This window comes from Embleya sp. NPDC008237, assembly GCF_042956465.1.
In the GTDB taxonomy this organism is placed as follows: Bacteria; Actinomycetota; Actinomycetes; order Streptomycetales; family Streptomycetaceae; genus Embleya.
In genome coordinates this window covers 139,456-159,806 of sequence record NZ_JBIBGL010000017.1, presented here as the reverse complement: position 1 = coordinate 159,806, position 20,351 = coordinate 139,456, and the positions used below count along the sequence as shown (strand labels likewise).

Below are 20,351 nucleotides of genomic sequence, written 5' to 3'. Positions count from 1 at the left end.
GAGCCGTCCGCGCACCCGGCGCTCGAAGTGCGCCGTAGCCCAACCCGCGTGAACCATCATGTCGATCCCGCCGAAAGCGACCCGTCGAACAGGGGGCACTCACTCGAAGGAGTGACGTCAGGAGCAAAACCCTCGACGGAGCCTTCCGAGGCAGTCCTCGACGGCTTCCCCACAGCCACCGGCCTGACGCGATGAACCGACAACAGCCGGGTCCGCAAAGCTCAGTGGGCCGGCTCGAGGTGTCCGCTGAGGTGGTCGTAAGCGATGTGGGCGTGCAGGCGGACGCCGGTTTCCAGCGGGGCGTCATCGGCGTAGAAGCGCGGGTTGTGGTTCATCACCAGGCCGCGGCCTCCGGGGATGGGCTCGGGGCGCCCGCACGCGTCGAGTCGGGCGTCCTGCACGCCGAGGACGACGTAGAGGCCGCCGTAGGTGTTGACGAACTCGGAGATGTCGTCGTAGCCGAGGGTCGGCACGGTCTCGACGACCTTGTCGTCGCCGACGACGCGAAGCAAGGTCGGCAGGGCGGCGTCGATCCAGCGCTTCTCGTTGTGCACGGCCGGGACGTGCTGCAGGTAGTCGATGGCGGCCGTGCAGTTGTACGCACGGGCGGTGTTCTCGGCGAGGGTGGTCAGACGGCGCTGGAGGTCTGCCATGTCGGATTCGACGGTGCAACGGACGGTGCCCCACAAGGTGACGGTCTCACCGATGATGTTGAAGCGGCCGACGTCCTCGATGTGCCCGATGGTGACGGTGACCGGGTCGAACGCGCTGACCTGGCGGTAGAGCTGGCCGACGCCGGTGGTGATGGCGGCGGCGGCGGGCATGGGGTCGATGCCCTCCCACGGGGTGGAGCCGTGAACCTGCTTCCCGGTGACGGTGATCTTGATGAGGCAGGACGCCCCGAACTGGTTGCCGACGCGGTAGCCGACATGGCCCTTCGGGTACGGCACGACGTGCAAGCCGAAGACCATCGACGGGGTCGGGTCGGCGAACGCGCCCTCGACCAGCATCTGGCGTGCGCCACCGGGCTCGTCGACGGGCGGGCCTTCCTCGGCGGGCTGGAAGACGAACATCACCGTGCCGTCCAGGTGTTCGCGGACGCCGGCCAGCACGGTGGCGGCACCCATGAGCATCGCGGTGTGGCAGTCGTGGCCGCACGCGTGCGAGACCGGGAACGGCCCGCCCGGATAGTCGTTGTCGACCACCTCGGTGACGAAGTGGGCGCCGCACAGGTCCGGCACCGGAAGTGCGTCGATATCGGCGCGCAACGCGACGACCCGCCGTGCCGCACCCTGCCCGCCCCCTGCCGCGGTGCCGCGCAGAACCCCGACGACTCCGTGCCCGGCGATGCCGGTGCGCACCTCGTCCAGACCGAGCCTGCCCAGGTGGTCGGCGATCAGCCGGGCCGTGTTCGCCTCACGATTGGACAACTCGGGATTGCGATGGAGGTGATGGCGCCAAGCGACCACCTGGTCCGCGACGTCCGCCGCCCGATGGTCGAGGTCCGCATGGACATCGCCGGTCGCCCCGGTCGCGGTGGTCATGGCAGCCGTCCCTCACCTCACTCGTGGGCCACCGGAACCGCAGCCACTGCGTGCGACGGTAGACCGCCCCGGCCACGGCCGCACGTCGGACTGGCCGACCTGGCCGAGATCTCACCCCGTGGGTTGCGGGTCTCGGTCACGCCGTCGGCGAACAACAGGGCGGTCGCCGGGTCCGAACTGCTCGTCTTGCGAATCGCCTCGCCGGTGTCGACCAATCCAACGCCGTGGCGGCGCCTGCTGCGGCTGCCCGCCGATGCGAGGGCCACGGTCAGGGCCCGCCGGGTCGGGAACATCCGCCCAACGCACAGGATCGGAACAGGGCCGAGGTGTCCGTCACCGCTCCATCCCCCGCAGGTCGGGGATGTCGTACGCCTTGTCGGCGTGGAGCCGGTCCGGTTTCCACGAACGGCCTTGGTGGGGGTCGTGTTTCGACAGGAGTGCCTCGACCGGAGGCTTCGGGCCGAGGTTGTCGTACGTGTTCCCGCCGGAGAGGCCGACGACGAGGGGCATGCCCTCGCCGTCGGCCCGGACATGCAGCTCGGAACCCGTCAAGGGGACGTGAACCGAGTGGTGATGGCCGACCCCGACGGTCACGAGTTCTGTGTGCTGACGCCTCGATAGGCCCCGGAGCGGGGCTCACGGTGAGCGGACCGATCGGGACCTGCCCGGACACCCGGAGGAGGGCCCCGTGCGCTGCCCGACGAACTGGGCTGCGTCGCCGCGCCGGCCTACCTCGACCACGGCCGATGGGCCCGCGCCCGCGCCGTCTGCGCCGACATCGAAACTCTTGCCGCCGACACGGGCCTCGACCACGCCGCGGCCTGCGCGTGGGCCGTCGACGCCATGGTGCTCGCCCGACAGGGCGACACCTCGGGCGCGCGATCGGGCGCGACGGGCCCTGGCCACGATCGACCCGAGCGAGAGCCGATGTTGTCCTTCATGAGACCGCCCCCGATCAGCACACACAGGTTGTCCCGGGCGAAGGCGTACCCGGTGCCGTACCCCAGCCCCGGTGGTCGGACGCCTTGATGTGCGGGATGTGCTGCGCGGTCCACCGGTCCACCGGTTCACCGGATCGCCGCACCACCGGGGCCACGGCGGCCTCTGCCTCGCCGGTCGGCGGCAGTTGCCCGATGAACGCAGCGAGCCCCAGCGTCGCCGCGATCGTCCCGACGCGGCGCCGGCGTCCCGATGCCGGCTCGAAGATGTGGTTGCGCGTAGCTGCTCCTTGGCTCGACGGTCGGGCGAAATCCACGGGAGTACTCCTCCCGGAACGCCGTAGCGAGGTGACAACCCGATTCCTCGACCCGCGCCGCGAGGGCGATGACGGCTGAAGGCATGGCGTCGTGTCACGAAAGTCGACGTTCACCCGGCGTGCGCCCGACACGGCCGCGACCGTCCGAACCCACCGGCCCCCGGTCCGTACCGGCGCCTGTGGACGGGCTCGGCCACCCGGTGTTGTGCCGGGTGGCCGAGCGTGGAGCCGTGCGATCCCGCCGGCGCCCGACGAGTCGAGGTGCGCGGCGCGAGCGGCGGTCGTGGGTGCTACCAGGCGACCTCGCCGCAGGTCTCGGCGCTTTGGCCGAGGGTTACGTTCACGATGCAGACCCGTGCTCCGGCCCCGCGGCCGTTCCAATGGAAGCCGGTGGAGCGCTTGTTGAGCTGGGCCTCGTAGATCTTGGAGATTCGCTTGTAGTGCGGCCAGGTGTCCGAACGCTCCAGCCACATGGCGCAGTGGGCTCCCCACGACTGGACCAGGGCTTGTACGTAGCCGTCGGAGGTCCGACGGTTGAGCCAGCCCTTGCAGGAACCGGAGATGGCGTCCTTGCCGGGGATGTACTCCACGGACTGCGCCACCGCCCCGTCCCCGGCGGACGGTGCCGGTGCGGCCACCGCCGTGGTCGTCGAGGCCGTCAGGGAGCCGGCGGCCAGGAGCGCGGCCCCGGTGAGGAGGCCGAGTCGGGTGCGAACTGTCGGGTTGTGCATGCGGATTCTTCCTCCGGGTGGTCGATGCGGCGCGGGGCGGGCTGCCCCGTCCGCCGTGTCCTTCCGAGCATGTGGGCCACGTCCGGGTCGTCGCCGGCGAAGCGGGGGCGCCCGGGACATCGTGGGACTCGCGTACCGGTGACCTGCCGGGACGTCCGCGCGGACGACAAGGCCGCGGGACGCCGCGGGATGCGATTCCGCCCCGGCGGGACGGTACGGCGGGAACCCTCCGGCGTGAACGCTGCGGCAGGTGCGACTCAGCCCTGGGCGTCGAAACACTCCTCGCCCGGTCCGCCCGCCGGTATCAGGCACAGCCGTAGTGCGGTCCGGCGCGGGTCGCCGATCATCGGGGTGAAGCGGTAGACGCCCGTGTCCGCGGCGTTCGTGATGACGATTCGCCGCGGGCGGGCGCCGGGGGCGGAGATCTCGATCGTGTCCCCGACCCTCGAGTGCCAGATCCGCCCCCACGCGGCGGCGCATACCGTGCTGTACCGGATCTCCGCGCGAGTCCCGGTCCCGCTGCGGTGCTCCGCCCCGAGCACGTCCACCCGACCGGGCAGTCCGCAGAACATGTCGTCGGGGTCCTTCCCGTCACACGTCTGCGCCCGACACCGGGGAGCCGGGTCCAGCACGGGAGATTGCGGGATCGCCGGCGGCCCGGCACCACAACCCCGCACGGCCGTACCCGTCAGCAGCGCGGCGACCAGCGCCGCGACACCCGGACCGACGACGAACAACCACCGACGGCGAAACCCGCGATGGACACCCGTACCGCCCACGACGGCGGTGGAGTTCGGCGCGGGCACCGGCACCGGTTCCGGCTCCGGTTCCGGTTCCGGCTCCGGCTCCGGTGGTGGGACGGCGGGGCGGGTATGGCGGGCGCGTCCGCTCCACTCGGCGTCCGCCAGTTCCCACAGCGCGAGCAGCCGGGAAGCGGGCTCCCCCGCGATCGCGCACAGCGCTTCGACGGCGTGCCGGGGCACGGGCGCCTTGCCGTTGAGGCAGCGTTCCCACGACGACTTGCTGTAGGCGGTGCGTTCGGCCAGCGCGGCCAGGCTCAGCCCCGTACGCGCCCGCACCTCGCGAAGCGCTTCGGCCAGTGCCGCGCACTCCGGTGCGGAGGCGCTCATCCGCGCAGCACCTGCCATGTGTGCGGGCCCACGACGCCGTCCGGGGGCAGGCCGGCCTCCTTCTGCAGGCGCAACACGGCCGCGATGGTCTGCTGTCCGTAGACCCCGTCGACGATGCCCGGATCCATCCCGCGACGGCTCAGGAGGCACTGGGCCTCCACCACGTCCCAGCCCGGTCCGGCGAGTACGGCGGTGCGCGTGGCGCTGTATCCGGCGGACAACCCGCCGTCCGCCGAGCCGGTCCCGCGGACCTCGCACGGGTAGGACTTGCCCGGCTGGAAGACGTACCGGCCGGGCCCGGCAGCGGCGGTCGGGGAACTGCCGGTCGTGGCGCTGCCGGTCGGGCGCGGCCCGGGCGTGCCCACCCCCGTCGCGACCCGGTCGCGTCGGCCGTCGTCGTGGTGGTGGCGGGGCTGGGCGATCTGCATGCCGATGCCCACCCCGACGAGTGCGGCGGTCACCACGGCGGCGAGGACGACGGGCCCGCGGACGCCCGGCGGACGCGCAGCCGCAACCGGCTCATCCGCGGCTTCGGGCTCCGAGCCGGGCCCGGGCACCGATACAGCGGTGCCCTTGGGCGCACCGGAATCCTCGGTGGCGCCCTCGGCCCGTACGCCCGACGCGTCTTCGTCCTTCGCGGCGTCCGGCGCGGTGGGTACGGTCGGCGCGATCAGCGCGGTCGGCCGTCGCCAAGCTCTCTCGGCCACCTCGTGCAGCACCAGCAGCCGGACCGGATCCGCCCCCGTGATCCGCGCCAGTTCCTCGACCGCCCGGCGCGGCGGCAGCGTCCTGCCGTTGAGGCAGCGTTCCCACGACGAGCGGCTGTACCCGGTCTTGGCCGCGAGCGAGACCAGGCTCAGTCCGCTGCGGTCCTTCAACCTCCGTAATTGCACCACGAGTTGCCGAACCCTCTGGTCCAGCGAATCCGGTAGTTCCTGCCAACGCGGCATGCTCCACCCCGTACTGCGTCAAAAATTCCCCGGTCCTGCACCCTCATGCTTTCCGGCCGGTACACCCCACGCACACGCGGTGGGCCCGACGAAGACCCGCGACATGTCCTTCGGCCGGCCCCCACCGACATCGGACGTTCCGGCCGTGCCGCGTTCCGCCGGACATCCCCGCACCCCAACACCCCGCGCGTGCCCAAGACGTCCCAACGGGACGGACTTCGCCGCCCCTTCTCCGAATCGGCCGGCAAGCTCGGTGACACGGACGGGACGACGCGATCCACCCACGCATCGTCCTCGCTCGCCTCCGCCACACACAACACCGGCGGGCCGTGGCCGAGGCAACCCGCCGTGCCCCGGTGCCACGCACCGGTGCCGAAATATGGAGGCGGAACCCCCAACCCATGGGGGACCCGGGGCTCCGATCCCGTGCGGCCGAGCGAATCGCGCGGGCGCGAGTTGCGGGGTGCCCGCTGTCGTCCCGGCGCGCCCGGCGGAAGGCACGCGCGGCGCCCGCTCCAATGATTCGGTGGCGTGGTGTCGGTGACATACGGTGAGCGCGTTCGTGGGAGCGTGTGCGCCCTGTCGTGTCGGTGAACCGGGGCGGGAACGTGCGCTGCTGCGCACGCCGCCGGGACGGTGAACCGACCGGCGCGGCACCGGGCTGCGGGCGGCCGGGAGACGGGCCGTCGCCCGGGGGCGCGCCGTCCGGGACACCGGCGCGGTACTCCACGCTGTGCTGGGTCATCCGCATGTAGACCTCTTCGAGCGAGTCGAAGCGCGGCGAGAGCTCGTGCAGCGCGATGCCGTGCTCGGCGGCGAGGTCGCCGATCGTCGCCGGCGGCAACTCGTGCTGTCGCCGGCGGCAACTCGTGCTGTCGCCGGCGGCAGCTCGTGCACGCGAAAGGCGCCCGGCACCGTCTGGTCCGGGGTGATCGTCGCGCCCTTGCCCTGGAGCAGCGTGTTGAGCTTCTCCGCCTGCGGCGAGCGCACGGTTGGTCAGCATCGCGGCCGCATGCGTTTGCTCCCGCCGATACGCCGAATGAGACGGCTTCCAGGAGCAGTACGCGACCACGCCGTCTGCCCGCGTCGACCACGATGGGCAGAGCCTCCGCGCGGGGGCCGAGACAACGTCCTACTCGACGTCGACTTCGTGCGAGACGTGAAGCTGTCCTGCGCCGTCCCCATGGTCGACGATCCTGCCACGGGCCCACGCGCGTAGTGCCGCAGGCGCCTCGTCCCGGGTCAACGCGCCGCGTTCCCGGGTCGATTCCTTCAGGTACCGGGCCGCCGCACCGACCAGCGGTCCGGGACCGACCCCGAGCACATCCATGACCGTGCGACCGTCCGGCACAGCGGGCAGCCGGTCAAGCTGCCTGCGCCGCTCGTACTCGGCATCCGCCCGGAACCGCTCCTCCCGCAGCCCCAGTGCCGCCTCGCAGCCCAATTCCCCACCGGCCCGGCCGGCGATGCGCCAGCCGTCCATGTCGCGTTCCCAGCCGAGCCCGACCCTGTGGAACAAGTCGGCAGAGGCGACCTGTTCCGGACCGTCGGGACCGGAGGAGGACCGGTCGCGCGGCACGGCTCCGAGCAGCGCCAGTTTCGTTCGATCCTCGCGCACCAACAGGGCGCGTGAGGCACCCGGCCCTCATCGCAACAAGCAGGTGCCTGCTCAGTAGTTCGGGACAACCGGCGTCAAGGGATCGGCGACAGCACACGCCTGGGTGCGCCAGACTCCGCCGCGGAGCTTCCGGCCGGCCCGAAGCTCCGCTTCCGCTCTTCGCGATGTGGATAGTCCTCGGGCGGCCTGCAACCCTAAGGTGGGCATGTTCACGCGAGCGTGAAACATGCCTGTGCGCGAGCTGGTCCGGGGCCGTTCGGGGCCGGTGCCCGGGGTCGGATCCCGGCTGCGACCTCCGTTTTGCGGACGCGCGGGCGCACCCCCAGCCGCCGCATCGATGTCCCGTCGCAGCAATCACGTACCGCGACCGTGCGGGCGCGCCGAACCACGGCTCTCGAAGCACCTGGGCGTGATCGCCCCGGAGCGCAGGAAGGTTGCGCCATCGCTACCGCACGCACCACCAGGATCATCGTCGCCGTGGCCACCACGGCCGTCTTGACGCTCAGCGCCGCCTGTTCCTCTTCCTCGGACAAGGACCCGGCCGGCGGGCCGGGGAAGCCCTCCGCAGACCCGAATGTCCGCACGTCCGCCCCCACCTCCCCACCGACCGCAGCCCGACCGGTGATCTCGGAGGAGGACGCACGCCGACTGTTGGCCGAACACGACGCGGAGAACAACGCCGCCAATGCGGCGTTCGACTCCGAACGTCTGGGTCGGGTCGAGGGGGGTTCGCTCTACGAGAAGTCGACGGGCAGTTACCGGGTCGCCTTGGCGACGAAACGGAAGCCGATCGAGCCGTTCACCTACACCGTCTCGCAGTGGCTGATCCCACCCGACACCGGCTATCCCAAGCAGTTCGCCGCGATCGGCACGACCAAGGGCAGCGGCCCGCTGAGTGGGATTTTGTACTTCGCCCAGGAACGGGCCGACGCCCCCTGGAAATTGGTCTTCTCCGCCACGCTGCGCCAGGGTGAGCAGGAAGTGAGCGCGGAGCCGGGCGGGACCATGGTCACGTACCCGAGGGTCGAGCGGGTGCGCACGGACGCCGGAGGCTTGGCCGTGACGCTCGCGGACGACCAGGCCCGACGTGCCGCCTGTGGTGAGTACGCCGGATATGTCAGCGTGGGCCCGGCCACCAAGGCGGCCACCGATCCACGGTTCGCGGAGGGTTCGTTCACCGACAAGGTCGTCTCGAATTTCAACGCCACGATCACTGCCCAACCCGCGCTGCGGATGACCGTCGAGCAGCAGAACATCGCCAACACGCTGCCGGTGTTCGAACTCGCGTCCGGCGCCGCGCTGGTGCCGTGTGCTGCCCACGTGAATGTGGACTTCCACTCGACCGGCGACATCACGCTCGGCACCAAGGACGCCGTCTCGCTGCTCGGTGGCAAGGCCGGGCCTTACTCCGCAGTGCAGCAAAAGCACATCTCGCTGTCCCTGCTCGCCGTCCCGTTGGCTCCCAATGCGCCCATTACGGTGCTGGACAGCTCGGCCCGGCAACCCCAAATCCTCAGCGTGACCGCGACACCTTCGCGGTGACCCGGCCTCGGGTCCCGGCCCGCGCCGAGGGCATCCGGACCCGACGGCGGGGTGTCGGGGGAGCAGAGCAGCTTGGGGGCATGACTCGGATGTTGCCTTTGGTGCCTTTGGCGTTGCCCGCAGAGTTCGTGCGGAAGTACGCGATCGATCTCGCGGCGCAAGTACTCGAAGTACGGGGATGCGTGGGAGTTGCGACTCGCCGTACTGCCGGATGGGACGGTGGCGTCGAGTGGGCACCATGACACGACGTACCCGGTGGATGCCGCGTTGAGCGAGGTGATCGGGTCCCTTGGCATGGACTGCGAACGGCGTCGAAGCGGTGCCCATCCGGGCGGGAACCCCTTCGCGACGCGGATCCGGTTGACGCCGGGTGGGCGGTTGCCGTGCGTGCTCGCGGGATACGGGACGCGCGGGTACGGGGACTTCTCGGAGAACCTGGTGGGCGTGACCGACGGGCCGTTGACGCCGGTGGTCCGGCCGGTCGTGGAGGTCTTCGCGGCGGTGGACGCGGCGCCGAAGCACCAGAAGGAGCACGCGCGCGAGCACGGGCCGGGACCCGACCGGACGCCGAACGTCGCCGATGTTCGGCGGCGTCAGGGTTTGTCGCCCGGTCGGGCATTCCGGCCCCGGGGCGCCCGGCACCGCACCGGAGTGCGTACCCGCTCAGCCGATCAGTTCCCGGTTGTTGAAGCCGACGCCCGATCCCCCGACGGTCTGAATCGCCGTGTGGAGCCCGCCGGCCGGACCGAAGGGCCTCCGGCGGAGGCCGAGAACGAGCCTCCTCCGAAAGCCGCCCCCCGTGTGGGCGGGTGCGGTCCGAGGCCGGCTCCACCTTGACCGCGACCGCACGAGTATCGCCATGACCCCGTTCAACTCGTCGTGGTGCGTTCGCCGTGCAGTTCCCTACTTGAAGTACGGGTCCGGCGGCACGGCATACGTCGGCGGATTGTGCTTCACCGAGCCGGCCGCCACGACATACGGATCCGGCGGCACGGCATACATCGGCGGATTGTGCATCACCGAACCGCCCGCCACGACATACGGATCCGGCGGCACGGCATACATCGGCGGATTGTGCATCACCGAGCCGGCCGTGGTGTTGTCGCCGCTTCCGGTCGCGTGTGCTGCCGGGGCTCCGAGCACGGTGAGGGCCAGGACGCCCGAAAGGGCGGCGGTGATCGTGCGTATTCGCATGACTCTCCCAGAGGTACAGGGTCCGCGAACGTCCAGGCGTGCCTGGTCGTTCGAGGCGCGGTTGCGTGAGGGGCGGGCGAAATGCCCTCCGGCGCCGGTGCGCACGGTCCCTCGCCGCTCGTCACCAAAGTTCCGGCACACACCTTGCATCGTTCTTGTGTGGCCTGTGCGTTGCGCGCTCCCGCCCCGCGCAGCCTCGGGCGACACGGTGGCGCGAAGGCGGTTGCGGATCCGCCGGCATCCCGTTCGTCGGCGACAGCGGAAGTCCGGACCGGTGGGAGGTTCCTGACCTCCGGCGGGCCGGCCGAGGTGCGGGTCTGTGGCAAATCCACCACAACGGGCCGGAGGAGAGTCGGCTCGGCCGTCGCGGAAGGGCGACGGCCTCCGCCGCAGCGCTTCTTCGCCAGGGGCGGCGCGGTGGATCAGGCAGGGCGCGGTTTTCACCGACGCCCGCGCCCTGTGGTGGTTCCTTCCGATCGCCTGCCGATCGGCCGACTTTCGGCCGACTTTCGGCCGACGTTCGGCCTCGCGGCCCGGCGGACCGCTTGGTCCGGTTCTCCGGCACGGCCACGCCACCGGCGTACCCGTCCGGGATTCCGGACGGTCCGGAGCGGGCGCAAGTGAGCCGCAAGACCGAGAGCGAACCATGCGCAGGGAGGGCGACTCACGCACATCCGACAGAACGAGGACGGAAGAAATGCTGAATCCGACGGCCGTCGGTGCCCACCGTGGCGGCGTGTTCCAGGGGGCGCCTGTTCACGGCCCGCGCGCGTGGGGCTCCCAGGTGTCCGAGAGGCTCCTTGCCGGCCTCGCCGCGGACAGACGTGTCGCATGAGCGGGCCGCAGGTCTTCCCCGCGGCCGACGGACCCGGCGCGGACCCGTGGATGGTTCCCGGATATACGCCGTCGAGGGAGCTGGGTTCGGGCGCGAGTGGCCGGGTGATGCTCGCCCGGCATGACAAAACCGGGTCGCCGGTGGCGATCAAGTTCCTCTCGGAACGGTTGCGTGGCGACAGCACGTTCCTCGCCGGGTTCCGCGCCGAGGCCAAGCTGCTGGGCACTCTTCGGTCCCCCCATGTGGTCGAGTTCTACGAGTACGTGGAGACGTCCTTCGGCGCGGCGATCGTCATGGAGCTGGTGGACGGTATTCCGCTCCGCGCACTGCTCAGGCAGGAGGGCGCCACCGAGCCCGAGGCGGCACTCGCCGTGCTCAAGGGATCGTTGCTCGGCCTTGCCGCCGCCCATGCGGCGGGGGTGGTGCACCGGGACTACAAGCCCGACAACGTCCTGATCGCCGCTGACGGGACGTCCAAGCTGGTTGACTTCGGCATCGCGGTGCCCAGTGGGGAAGCCGGGGAAGCGGCCGGTACCCCCATGTACATGGCGCCCGAGCAGTGGACCGGCCTGCCGGCGAGTCCCGCGACGGATGTGTACGCGGCGACCGCCACGTTCTTCGAGTGCCTCACCGGCGCCAAGCCGTACGCCGGTGAGACCCTCATGGAACTGGCGATGCAGCACATGGGGGCGCCCGTCCCGGACGCACTCGCCCCCGAGCGGGTGCGCCCGTTGATCCGCAGCGGTCTCGCCAAGACGCCCGGGAAACGTCCGGCCGGCGCCGCGGACTTCGTGGCCGAACTCGAAGCCGTGGCGACAGCCGCTTACGGCGAGGACTGGGAGGAACGGGGGCAGCGCAAACTCGCCGCACTCGTGGCCCTGCTGCCCCTGTTGTTCCCCTGGGCGAACCCCGGCGGCGCCTCGGGCACCACAGCGCAGGCCACCACCGACCTGGGCGCCGACCCCGACCTCAGCTCAAGCGCCACCCCCAGCCCCAAGCCCGGCTCCGGCTCCGCCCCCGGCCCGGAACGGGGCAAACGCAGCCGTCCGTCGCTCAACCGCAAGGGAAAGGCCCTGGCCGGGATGGCTGCCGGCGCGCTGCTGCTCGGTGGGATCGGGGTGACCGCGGTGGCCGTGAGCAGCGGCCAACCGGTGAACGAACCGGTGGCGGTGTCCGGCCCTTCGACGACCGCTTCCCCATCCGGCAGTGCTTCCGCGAGCACAGCCGCGAGCGACGAGCCGTCGACGACCGGAGCGCCCAGTGTGTCCGCTTCTGCTCCCGAGGCGACTGAGGAGCCTTCAGCCGGGGGCGAGGCACCGCCGGGCACGGAAAGCCCTGCGGGCCGGCCCGACCTCCCCGGTGGTTCGTCGAGTGGCGGGAGAGCCGGCGACTCGTCCGGTTCCGGCTCCGCCGGGGGCGGCACCTCGGGCAGATCGTCGGGCGGGTCGTCGGGCGGGTCGTCCGGCGGATCGTCCGGCGGATCGTCCGGCGGATCGTCCCGAGGGGGCACCAGCACCTCGGGGGGAACGGGCAGCGGCAGTACCTCGGGCGCGGGCACCACCGTGCCGCCCGCCACCCCGGCGCCGGAACTCCACGTCGTCTCCGTGAAGTTCGACGCGAGCGGTCCGCTGGGCTCCGGGTGCACCCTGGTGGCTTCCGTGACCGTACTGACCGACGGGGCCGCCGACGGAACGCTGAACCTGACCTGGTTCACCGGTTCCTCCGCCAGGACGGCCGTCGGGACGGTGGTCGCCACCGACGCGGTCACCCTTCCCGAGGGGCGGACACGGGTCTCCGGCAGGTACACCCACACGTTCATCACCCCGGAGCGCGCGCCCTACCTCGGCGTCAAGGTCTCGACCAACCCGGCCGCCGATTCCGGCAACGGTGCCTTCGTTACCGTCTCAGCGCCCTCCGGCTGCAACCCGCCCCGCTGAGAGTCCGGGGATCCACGCCCTACGAAGGAGAGGATGCCGGATGACGACACCTCAGGAAACGCCTCAGGACAGCCCCGACGAGAGCACCGTGCGCCTTCCCCACGCGGACGAGATCGGCACCGTACGACTGACCTCCCCTCCCCCCGCCGCCACTCTCCACGCTCCGGAACCCCTCGTCGCGCCGGGGACAACCGTGCGCCTTCCCCACGCCGACGAAATCGGCACCGTACGACTGACCTCCCCTCCCCTCGCCGTCACACTCCACGCTCCGGAACCCCTCGTCGCACCGGGGACCACCGTGCGCCTTCCCCACGCCGACGAAATCGGCACCGTACGACTGACCTCCCCTCCCCTCGCCGTCACACTCCACGCTCCGGAACCCCTCGTCGCACCGGGGACCACCGTGCGCCTTCCCCACGCCGACGAAATCGGCACCGTACGACTGACCTCCCCTCCCCTCGCCGTCACACTCCACGCTCCGGAACCCCTCGCACCGGGGTCGGAAGAGGCGCTCCGCTTCGGCCCCGGAGTCCCCACGCCGACGGACACCGCCGCCGGCCGGGTGGCGAGCGTCTGGCACGGCACCGTATCCCCGGGGCCGGGGCCGCAGGACGTCCCACGCCGACGTCGATCGCGCAGGGGCGTCCTCGGCGGCTGGCTGTTGCCGGCGGTCGTACTGATCGCGGTGGCGGCCTACCTCGCCTGGCAGCGGTACGCACCCGCGCTCGCCGTGACCGGAGCCACCGTCCACACCGACGCCGCAGGTCCGGCCTGCGACGGCACCGCCACGGTCATCGGCACCCTGCACACCAACGGCCGTGAAGGCACGGTGAATTACCGCTGGAAACGCAGCGACGGCACGGTTTCCGGCATTCTCCGGCAGCGGGTCGCCCAGGACGCGCACCGGACGGACGTCGTCCTGCGCTGGACCTTCGACGGCCACGGGACCGTGCGGGCGACCGCCACCCTGGAGATCCTGTCGCCCGACCCGGCAGACGCGTCGGCGACCTTCACCTACGCCTGCCCATGAGGTCGCCGATCGACCGGATGAGGCCGGCGGCCTCGCAGCGCTCAGCAATGGGGTACGCCTGGCGCAAGGCGGACTCGGCCTCCTTGGAGGGGCTGTGGAGCGCCAGGGAGTACAGGGCGCGGGCATGTTCGAGACGGGCGGGGCCGGGTGCGAGCAGCGTCACGGCCTCCCGGAGTTCGGGCACTCCGTGGGCGCCGCGCAGCTCGCCCAGCATCCGCAAGGACCGACCCACCATGCTCGGCGCGCCCCATCGGCGGGCCAGCGCGAGTTGCTCCGTGGCGAGGGTCTCCGCCTCGGCCCGTTCGCCGACACCCGCCAGCGCCCGGACGCGCAGTGGTGCCCAGGGCCACCAGGCGTGGTTGACCACGGACGGTCGCAACTGCCGGGCTGCGTCCAAGCTGGTGAGCGCCTCGTCATGACGCCCTTCCGCGATGAGCACCCTGGCCTGCGTCTCTCTGGCGAGGAAGGCGCCTTCGCCATCCCTGGCCAAGGCGCGCATCCGATCCAGGCACGCGCGGGCACCGGCGGTATCGCCCAGATCCAGCAGAACTCCCGTCAAGAAGTCCCAGCCTCGTGAGGCACCGGGTGCGAGGCCCCACGCCTGGTGCTGCTCCACGGAGATCGTGAGGGACTTCAGCGCCCCTCGGAGATCTCCCTGATCCCACTGTGTGAAACCCCGCCACATGTGGGTCGAGAGGACGGAGAACAGCGAGCCCCGCTCGTCGGCACGGGCCAGTGCCGCGCCCCACAGCTCTCCGACCTCCTCGTCCGCCAAGTGCAGGACGATGGCGGCGGCGTACCAGAGCAGCTCTTCCCCGGCGTCCAGCAGTACACGGTCGGCGACGGCGGAGCGGGCGAGTGCGACGGCCCCGCTGCGTTCACTCCCGTCCTGGGCCGCTTCCCAGGACAGGTAGGCGGCGAGCATTCGGGCGCCGGACCCGTCGCCGTCGACGACGGGGTCCTGCGGACTGCGCCACGGCTGCCGGTCCAGGCCGTGCATGTAGGCGCTCATCCGCTCCAGCGCCAGCAGGCCCTGCCGTTCGTCCTTCAGTTCGGCGGGCAGCTGGGCCGCGGCACGCTGGGCGAACTCGGTCGCCTGACCCTGCCTGCCGGCGAAGACCAGGATCCGGGCGAGGAGAAGCGCCGCGGCGGCCCGGCGCGGCGGGTCGGTCAGCGTCTCGTAGGCCTGACGCAGGTGTTCCGCCGCCGCGGGGCCGTTGCCGAGGGTCTCGGCGCGGCCGAGTTCGAGGAGCACCTCGGGCTGTCTGGCGGGGCTGGGCGGTTCCCGCAGAGCTCGGGTGAGGTAGGTGGCGGCGGCGTCGGCGGCACCGCGGCCCGCGGCCTCCCGGGCGGCTGTGCACAGCATGTCGACGACCCAGGGGTCGCCGCGGTGCGGGGTGAGCAGCAGGTGGGCCGCCGTCTGCTCGGGGGGTGAGGCCGCGGCGTGCAGGATGCGGGCGGCCCGCTCGTGACGCAGTTGTCTTTCACCGGGTGGCAGGTCCCGGTAGACGGCGTCTCCCACGAGGGGGTGAACAAAGCCGAACGGGTAGTGGTCGCGGATGATTTCGGCGCGGACCAGGGGCGCGATGGCGTCCGCCGCCTCGTTCTCGGACACTTCCATGACGGCGGCGACGTCGGGCAGTGTCGCGCCGTCTCCGAGGACGGCGACCGTCTGGGCCGCGGCTGTCGCGTCGGCGGGCAGCCGGGCGAGGCGGCTGAGGACCAACTGGGAGACGGCTCTGGATCCTACCGAGGTGACGGTGCCGGCCTGGGCGGCCTCGGGCCGGATGCCGCGTGACTGGAGCGCCCGCACCAACTGGCGCAGGAGCAGGGGGTTGCCGGACGTGGCCCGGTGGCAGGCGTCGGCGAACGTCGCGTCGGGAGGCTCACCCAGCGCGTCGCGGACCACATCGGCGACGCCCGCCGGCGTGAGCGGAGTGGGATGGATCCGCAGGGCGGCGGCGTTGTCGGCGAGTTCGGCCAGCAGCTCCCCGTCATGGTGCGGTTCGCCTGTGCGCAGGGTGACGGCGATGAGGATGGGGAGTCCTTCGAGGCGGCCCGCGAGATGGGCCAGAAAGCGGAGCGAGCCGGTGTCGCACCACTGCAGGTCGTCGATGGCCAGGAGGAGGGGGCGTTCGGCGGCGAGCCTGAGGGTCAGCTGGTGGAGGCCGTTCAGGACCGCGTAGCTGTCCGGCTGGTGGCCGTGGTCGGCTGCGTCGGGGTCGAAGACCGCGGTGGACGCGGCGGCGGCTCCGGTCATCAGTTCGCCGCCGCGTCTGACGACCAGGCGTTCGAGGAGTTGGCGCACGGCGCCGTATCCGTAGTCCTTCTCACGCTGGCTGCCGCGTGCGGTCAGCGTCAACACCTCGTGTTCGGCGGCCAACCGGCGAACCTCGGCGAGCAGGCGGCTCTTGCCGATACCGGCCGGGCCCTCCACGAGGACTATGCCGGCCCTGCCCTTCAACGCACCGGCCAGACAGTCGCCCAGTTCGGCCAGCTGCCGGTCCCGGTCCACCAGGACGTCCGCACCCTGGGAAGCCGATCGTGCTGCACCGGCCGGCCGTATTCGCGTCGCCTCCGAGGCCGCAGCCGGTATCGCCTGGTGCGCGAATCCGGCAGGTGCGGGCCGGTCGAGCGCGGGTGACTGGGCGAGAACGTCCGCTTCGAGGGTGCGCAAAGCGACGCCGGGATCGGTCCCGAGTTCTTCGGCGATGACCTGTCTGGCGCGCCGCAACGCGCTCAGCGCGTCGCCCTGCCGGTGCGAACGATAGAGGGCGAGGGCGAGCAGACGCCAACGTTCCTCGCGCAGGGGGTCCCGTCCGATCAGTGCCTCGATCTCCGGTACGAGGACCGCGTCCTCGCCCCGCTCGAGACGCGCGCCGAGCAGCCGCTCACGAGCCACCTCACGCAACTCCGCCAGCCGTGCGGTCTCCCCCCGGGCCCACAGCTCTGCCGAGTACTCGGCGAACGCCGGTCCTCGCCACAGCGCCAGTCCGCCCTCGAGAACCGGCACCACCTCGGCCGGGTCGGTGATCGTGGCGGCATGCCGCAGTGACTCTTCGAAGCGCCACGCGTCGACTGCTTCGTCCGGTATCCGCAGGACGTAGCCGGAGCCCTCACTGACGATGAAGCCACTGCGGGACCTGGCCTCCCGTCCCGGTTCGAGCCGGCGTCGCAGATGCGAGACGTACGCGTGCAGCGCGCCTTGCGCCCGCGGCGGCGGCGACCCGCCCCATACCCCGTCGACCAGCCGGTCACTGGTGATGATCCCGCCCCGTGCCACCAGCAGGAGGGCCAGCACAGCGCGCTGCCGAAGCCCTCCCAGATCCACGACCTGGTCCTGGAACGTGGCTCTCACCTCGCCCAACACGCTGATATGCAGCCCGTCGCGCATCATCGCCCCCTGTCGTGATCCACACATAGTGGCACGGCACGGGAGCCGACGGCCGCGCCCGCTTCGAGCACGGGGCAGCGAGCTGCCGGAGATCGTTCTCTCCCGGTGTCCGAAGCCAAAACGCGCGCTTCGGCATGAGGTGTCGGATCGCGCCGGGATGCGGTGTTCTCGCTGGTGAGGCGGCCGATCGTGCCGCCGGGGATCAGGGCGATACGGATGACGACTTCGGAGCGGCCGGGCAAACCCGCGTCGTCACGGGCGAAGACCTCGGTCGATGATGCGCGGTTCCGGCAACCGCCGTCGGGCGCCGCCGCCCCGTCGACGACGCCCTACGCCGGTGGACGGCCGGTCGGCCTCTACGGCTAGTCGAGGTTGACGACGTCTTCGAGCGATTGGACCGCCGAGGTGGTGGCGTCGCCGGCGAACGCGAACCGGTAGGAGCCGTTGGCGGACACCTCGACCGTGGTGTTGAGGACGCCCCCCGAACCGGTCATCACCGTCTTGAGAGTGACGAAGCCGGTGCTCCCCGTCTTGTGGAACTGGAGCTTCACGGGCTGGTTTGCATAGCCTGCGTCCGCGCCGGTCTCCCAGTCCGCGCGGACGAGCTTGCCGGAGACGTTGATCGTCTGGCCCGCGTGCGCCGGCTCGGGAGCGGCGTCGGCCGAGAGTTTCGCCTGCCTCAGCACCCGGACGGTGGAGTACTGATACGAGGAGCCCAACTGATGGTTGTTGCCCCACATGAAGGTCGCGACCTTCCACGTTCCGGCGAGGGAGTTGCTGTACAGCGCCCTGTCGGTGCCCCGGGCCGGGGTGATGCCGATCGTCGATGTGCAGTACCCCAGGGTGCCGGGGGACAAGCACACGCCCGGGTTCGGATCCGCGAGGGTGGCGTCCCGGTGCGCGTAGTCGCCGGCGCCGTGCCAGAGAAGCACGATCCCGGCGCCGATCCCGGAGTCGTTGGTGCCGACCACGGCGGCGCTGATCGTCTTCGTGGCGGTGCCGACCACGATGGGCTGACCACCGTTGACCGCGACGGCCGTGATCGTCGTGGGGCTGATCGGACTGGCCTGCGCCGGTGCGGCACCAAAGGCGCAAATGGTCAGGGTTCCCGACAGAACAGCGGTGAAAGCGCGGGCGCGCATGATTCCCCCAAAGACGATCGACCCGCTCCGTGTGGCGAGCAGGACCCAGTGGATCTGGGACGGATGCTGCCAAGGACGGACGCCGCGTATCCCATCACCAGTGCGTGCGCAGACGGTGGAGTGCGGCCCTTGGCTCGCGCAAACAAGCATCCGATGCCCGTCTTGCGGCTCGATTGTGCCGGCGCCGCAGGCGGGCGGTCGTGGTCCGGGCGGCTACGAGTCGGACCGGAGGCCGGTCACCGGTCCGAAACGGTCGCCCTGACGGCGTGGATCCGGAACGCCCCGCAGTGCGACGGACGCTTCAAGCGGCTCAAGCGGCTCAAGCGGCCTGCAAGTCGCCCCGGCGCTTGCGGGCACTCCCCCGCGTCGCGTCCTACCTCCACCAACGCACCGCCGGCAGGATCGGCAGCCTCACCAGGGCGCTGTTGAGTTCGAGGACGTTGACCCGCTTCTCACCGAGGAAGCCGATGACGCGACCGTCGACGTTCCGCTTGACGAGCGCTCGCACCTTGGCCGGATCCAGATTGCGGGCCTTGGCAACCCGGTCGCTTTGGACGGGGCGTACCGCTCGGAGATGGCCGGGTCCAGGCCCGAGCCGCTCGCGGTGACCGCGTCCGCCGGCACCCGTGCCTCGGGCACGCCGTTCAACACGGCGGCCCGGGCCTTGCGGCGCTCGATCTCCCGGACCAGCGTTGGGTTCTCGGGGCCGTGGTTCGAGGCGCCGGAGGAGAGCGGGTCGTAGCCTCCGGCGGAGGGGCGGGGCTGGAACCAGCGCGAATCGGGCGCGGTGCCGACGCCGGCTGCCTGGGCCTCGGTGAGCGGCGCTCCGTCGGCGAGGAAGGTGTAAGTGGTGTTCCCCGCCGGGTCCTCGTGCGCGAGGACCTCCCGTCCGTCGGTCGCGAACAACCGGGCGCGGACATCGGCCGGTAGCGGACACCGCGCAGCGCGAGCGGGATGAGCGCGACGATCACCAGCGCGTTGAAGACGACTGCCGAGACGATCGCCGACTCGGGGGTGGCCCGGTGCGTGATGTTGAGACCGAGACCGCGCCTGCGGCGAGCGCCCCCGGCATCCGCCGCCGCGGCACTCCCCCGGCCGCCTGGTGTCCGTCGTGTAACGTCACAGTCGTCTCCTTCCCGTTGCCGAGCATCCGGTGCGCGTTCCGCATGCGATCAGCGCACCACGCGTCGCATTGCCGGGAGATAACGTCATCGTCCGGAAGCGGGAAGCACGGAGCGGGAAGCCCGAAACGGAGCGCTCAGGGCGCTTCCGTGCGCATCGGCGCCGCGATATCGAAGTCGACCGTGTATCCGTAACTACCCGCCGGATACCACGAGTGGGCGATCTCGACCGGAGTGCCGTCCTCGGTGCGCACGACGCGCTCGGTGTAGAGCACCACTCCGCCGTGCCCGACGTCGAGGCGGTCGGCGATGTCCGGCTCGGCGGCGCGCGCCAGGATCGTCTGGCGGGCCCGAACCAGCGGCACGCCGGACTCGTTGAGCAGGTGCAGCACCCCCACCGACTTGAGCCGACGCCGCGAGAGCAGGCGACCGTACGCGTCCGGCAGGTAGTTGCGGTGGTAGGCGAACGGGGCGTCGGCCGCGTCCATCAGCCGCTCGACGACGGTGCCGCGCCCGTCGGCCACGTGCAGGTCCCGGGCCACCGTGGGCGGCAGTTCGCGCCGGTGCTGCAACGACAACTCGCGGACCGTGTGCGCGTTGGCCGACGCGGCGGTCAGCAGATCGTGCATGTCGCCGTGGAAGCGGTAGCGCAGCGGCTTGCGGGCCGCGTCCAGGACGAACGTACCGCGACCGTGTCGGCGTGCGAGCAGTCCGGCGTCCGCCAGTTCGAGCACCGCCTGGCGCACCGTCGCGCGGCTGACGCCGAACTGTTTGGCGAGATCGTTCTCCGGCGCGAGTTGATGCTCGGGTGGATAGACGCCGTCGAGAATCTGCTGACGCAGGATGCTCGCGATCTGGTGATACAGCGGGATGGGTGACGAGTGACTGACCATGCGGCTTCCGGCTCGACCTGCTGGGACCTGACGGG

Annotated in this window: 13 protein-coding genes and 1 pseudogene; 3 read left to right on the top strand and 11 right to left on the bottom strand. The window is 71.4% G+C overall.

Annotated elements, in window-relative coordinates; all coding sequences use genetic code 11:
* Positions 1-221: 221 nt before the first annotated feature.
* The 6 genes from ACFZBU_RS36195 to ACFZBU_RS36170 form a co-directional block, all read right to left on the bottom strand.
* Positions 222-1,544, bottom strand: a complete 1,323-nt coding sequence (locus ACFZBU_RS36195; RefSeq protein WP_391587979.1) for a M20 family metallopeptidase — start codon at positions 1,542-1,544, stop codon at positions 222-224.
* A 333-nt stretch (positions 1,545-1,877) separates the two neighbouring features.
* Positions 1,878-2,096 carry a hypothetical protein gene (locus tag ACFZBU_RS36190; protein WP_391587978.1) on the bottom strand — a complete coding sequence of 73 codons (219 nt, stop codon included), beginning with the start codon at positions 2,094-2,096 and terminating at the stop codon, positions 1,878-1,880.
* 993 nt (positions 2,097-3,089) lie between these two features.
* Positions 3,090-3,530: a hypothetical protein gene (locus tag ACFZBU_RS36185; protein ID WP_391587977.1), complete on the bottom strand. Its 441-nt coding sequence runs from the start codon at positions 3,528-3,530 to the stop codon at positions 3,090-3,092.
* Between the two features lie 257 nt (positions 3,531-3,787).
* Positions 3,788-4,660 carry a helix-turn-helix domain-containing protein gene (locus ACFZBU_RS36180; RefSeq protein WP_391587976.1) on the bottom strand — a complete coding sequence of 291 codons (873 nt, stop codon included), beginning with the start codon at positions 4,658-4,660 and terminating at the stop codon, positions 3,788-3,790.
* Positions 4,657-5,610, bottom strand: coding sequence for a helix-turn-helix domain-containing protein (locus tag ACFZBU_RS36175; protein ID WP_391587975.1), 954 nt, complete (start codon positions 5,608-5,610; stop codon positions 4,657-4,659). The genes ACFZBU_RS36180 and ACFZBU_RS36175 overlap by 4 nt, the downstream gene beginning before the upstream one ends.
* 1,132 nt (positions 5,611-6,742) lie before the next feature.
* The gene (locus ACFZBU_RS36170; RefSeq protein WP_391587974.1) at positions 6,743-7,228 is read right to left on the bottom strand and encodes a hypothetical protein; all 486 of its coding nucleotides are present in this window, start codon (positions 7,226-7,228) and stop codon (positions 6,743-6,745) included.
* A 477-nt stretch (positions 7,229-7,705) separates the two neighbouring features.
* Between ACFZBU_RS36170 and ACFZBU_RS36165 the strand changes: the two genes are divergently transcribed.
* The gene (locus ACFZBU_RS36165) at positions 7,706-8,770 is read left to right on the top strand and encodes a hypothetical protein (RefSeq protein ID WP_391587973.1); all 1,065 of its coding nucleotides are present in this window, start codon (positions 7,706-7,708) and stop codon (positions 8,768-8,770) included.
* A 903-nt stretch (positions 8,771-9,673) separates the two neighbouring features.
* On the opposite strand, the gene ACFZBU_RS36160 is transcribed toward ACFZBU_RS36165, so the two are convergent.
* On the bottom strand, positions 9,674-9,964 hold the full coding sequence (locus tag ACFZBU_RS36160; RefSeq protein ID WP_391587972.1) for a hypothetical protein: 291 nt from the start codon (positions 9,962-9,964) through the stop codon (positions 9,674-9,676).
* Positions 9,965-10,795: 831 nt separating this feature from the next.
* On the opposite strand from ACFZBU_RS36160, the gene ACFZBU_RS36155 reads away from it, so the two are divergent.
* Together ACFZBU_RS36155 and ACFZBU_RS36150 are read left to right on the top strand one after the other, a co-directional pair.
* The gene (locus ACFZBU_RS36155; RefSeq protein ID WP_391587971.1) at positions 10,796-12,736 is read left to right on the top strand and encodes a serine/threonine-protein kinase; all 1,941 of its coding nucleotides are present in this window, start codon (positions 10,796-10,798) and stop codon (positions 12,734-12,736) included.
* Positions 12,737-13,139: 403 nt separating this feature from the next.
* Positions 13,140-13,766 carry a hypothetical protein gene (locus ACFZBU_RS36150; RefSeq protein ID WP_391587970.1) on the top strand — a complete coding sequence of 209 codons (627 nt, stop codon included), beginning with the start codon at positions 13,140-13,142 and terminating at the stop codon, positions 13,764-13,766.
* Here ACFZBU_RS36150 and ACFZBU_RS36145 read toward each other — a convergent pair.
* The 4 genes and pseudogenes from ACFZBU_RS36145 to ACFZBU_RS36130 form a co-directional block, all read right to left on the bottom strand.
* Positions 13,747-17,160 carry a BTAD domain-containing putative transcriptional regulator gene (locus ACFZBU_RS36145; RefSeq protein ID WP_391587969.1) on the bottom strand — a complete coding sequence of 1,138 codons (3,414 nt, stop codon included), beginning with the start codon at positions 17,158-17,160 and terminating at the stop codon, positions 13,747-13,749. The genes ACFZBU_RS36150 and ACFZBU_RS36145 overlap by 20 nt on opposite strands.
* Positions 17,161-17,522: 362 nt before the next feature.
* Positions 17,523-18,302 carry a calcium-binding protein gene (locus ACFZBU_RS36140; protein ID WP_391587968.1) on the bottom strand — a complete coding sequence of 260 codons (780 nt, stop codon included), beginning with the start codon at positions 18,300-18,302 and terminating at the stop codon, positions 17,523-17,525.
* Positions 18,303-18,675: 373 nt separating this feature from the next.
* Positions 18,676-19,208: pseudogene (locus tag ACFZBU_RS36135) on the bottom strand (potassium-transporting ATPase subunit C).
* A gap of 352 nt (positions 19,209-19,560) precedes the next feature.
* Positions 19,561-20,316 carry a GntR family transcriptional regulator gene (locus ACFZBU_RS36130; protein WP_391587967.1) on the bottom strand — a complete coding sequence of 252 codons (756 nt, stop codon included), beginning with the start codon at positions 20,314-20,316 and terminating at the stop codon, positions 19,561-19,563.
* Positions 20,317-20,351 lie beyond the last annotated feature (35 nt).

What these genes read in the sequence shown, in the direction of transcription:
- ACFZBU_RS36195 (WP_391587979.1), bottom strand. Translation starts at nt 1,544, where the DNA reads ATGACCACCGCGACCGGGGCGACCGGCGATGTCCATGCGGACCTCGAC.
- ACFZBU_RS36185 (WP_391587977.1), bottom strand. Translation starts at nt 3,530, where the DNA reads ATGCACAACCCGACAGTTCGCACCCGACTCGGCCTCCTCACCGGGGCC.
- ACFZBU_RS36180 (WP_391587976.1), bottom strand. Translation starts at nt 4,660, where the DNA reads ATGAGCGCCTCCGCACCGGAGTGCGCGGCACTGGCCGAAGCGCTTCGC.
- ACFZBU_RS36175 (WP_391587975.1), bottom strand. Translation starts at nt 5,610, where the DNA reads ATGCCGCGTTGGCAGGAACTACCGGATTCGCTGGACCAGAGGGTTCGG.
- ACFZBU_RS36160 (WP_391587972.1), bottom strand. Translation starts at nt 9,964, where the DNA reads ATGCGAATACGCACGATCACCGCCGCCCTTTCGGGCGTCCTGGCCCTC.
- ACFZBU_RS36155 (WP_391587971.1), top strand. Translation starts at nt 10,796, where the DNA reads ATGAGCGGGCCGCAGGTCTTCCCCGCGGCCGACGGACCCGGCGCGGAC.
- ACFZBU_RS36145 (WP_391587969.1), bottom strand. Translation starts at nt 17,160, where the DNA reads ATGCGCGACGGGCTGCATATCAGCGTGTTGGGCGAGGTGAGAGCCACG.
- ACFZBU_RS36140 (WP_391587968.1), bottom strand. Translation starts at nt 18,302, where the DNA reads ATGCGCGCCCGCGCTTTCACCGCTGTTCTGTCGGGAACCCTGACCATT.
- ACFZBU_RS36130 (WP_391587967.1), bottom strand. Translation starts at nt 20,316, where the DNA reads ATGGTCAGTCACTCGTCACCCATCCCGCTGTATCACCAGATCGCGAGC.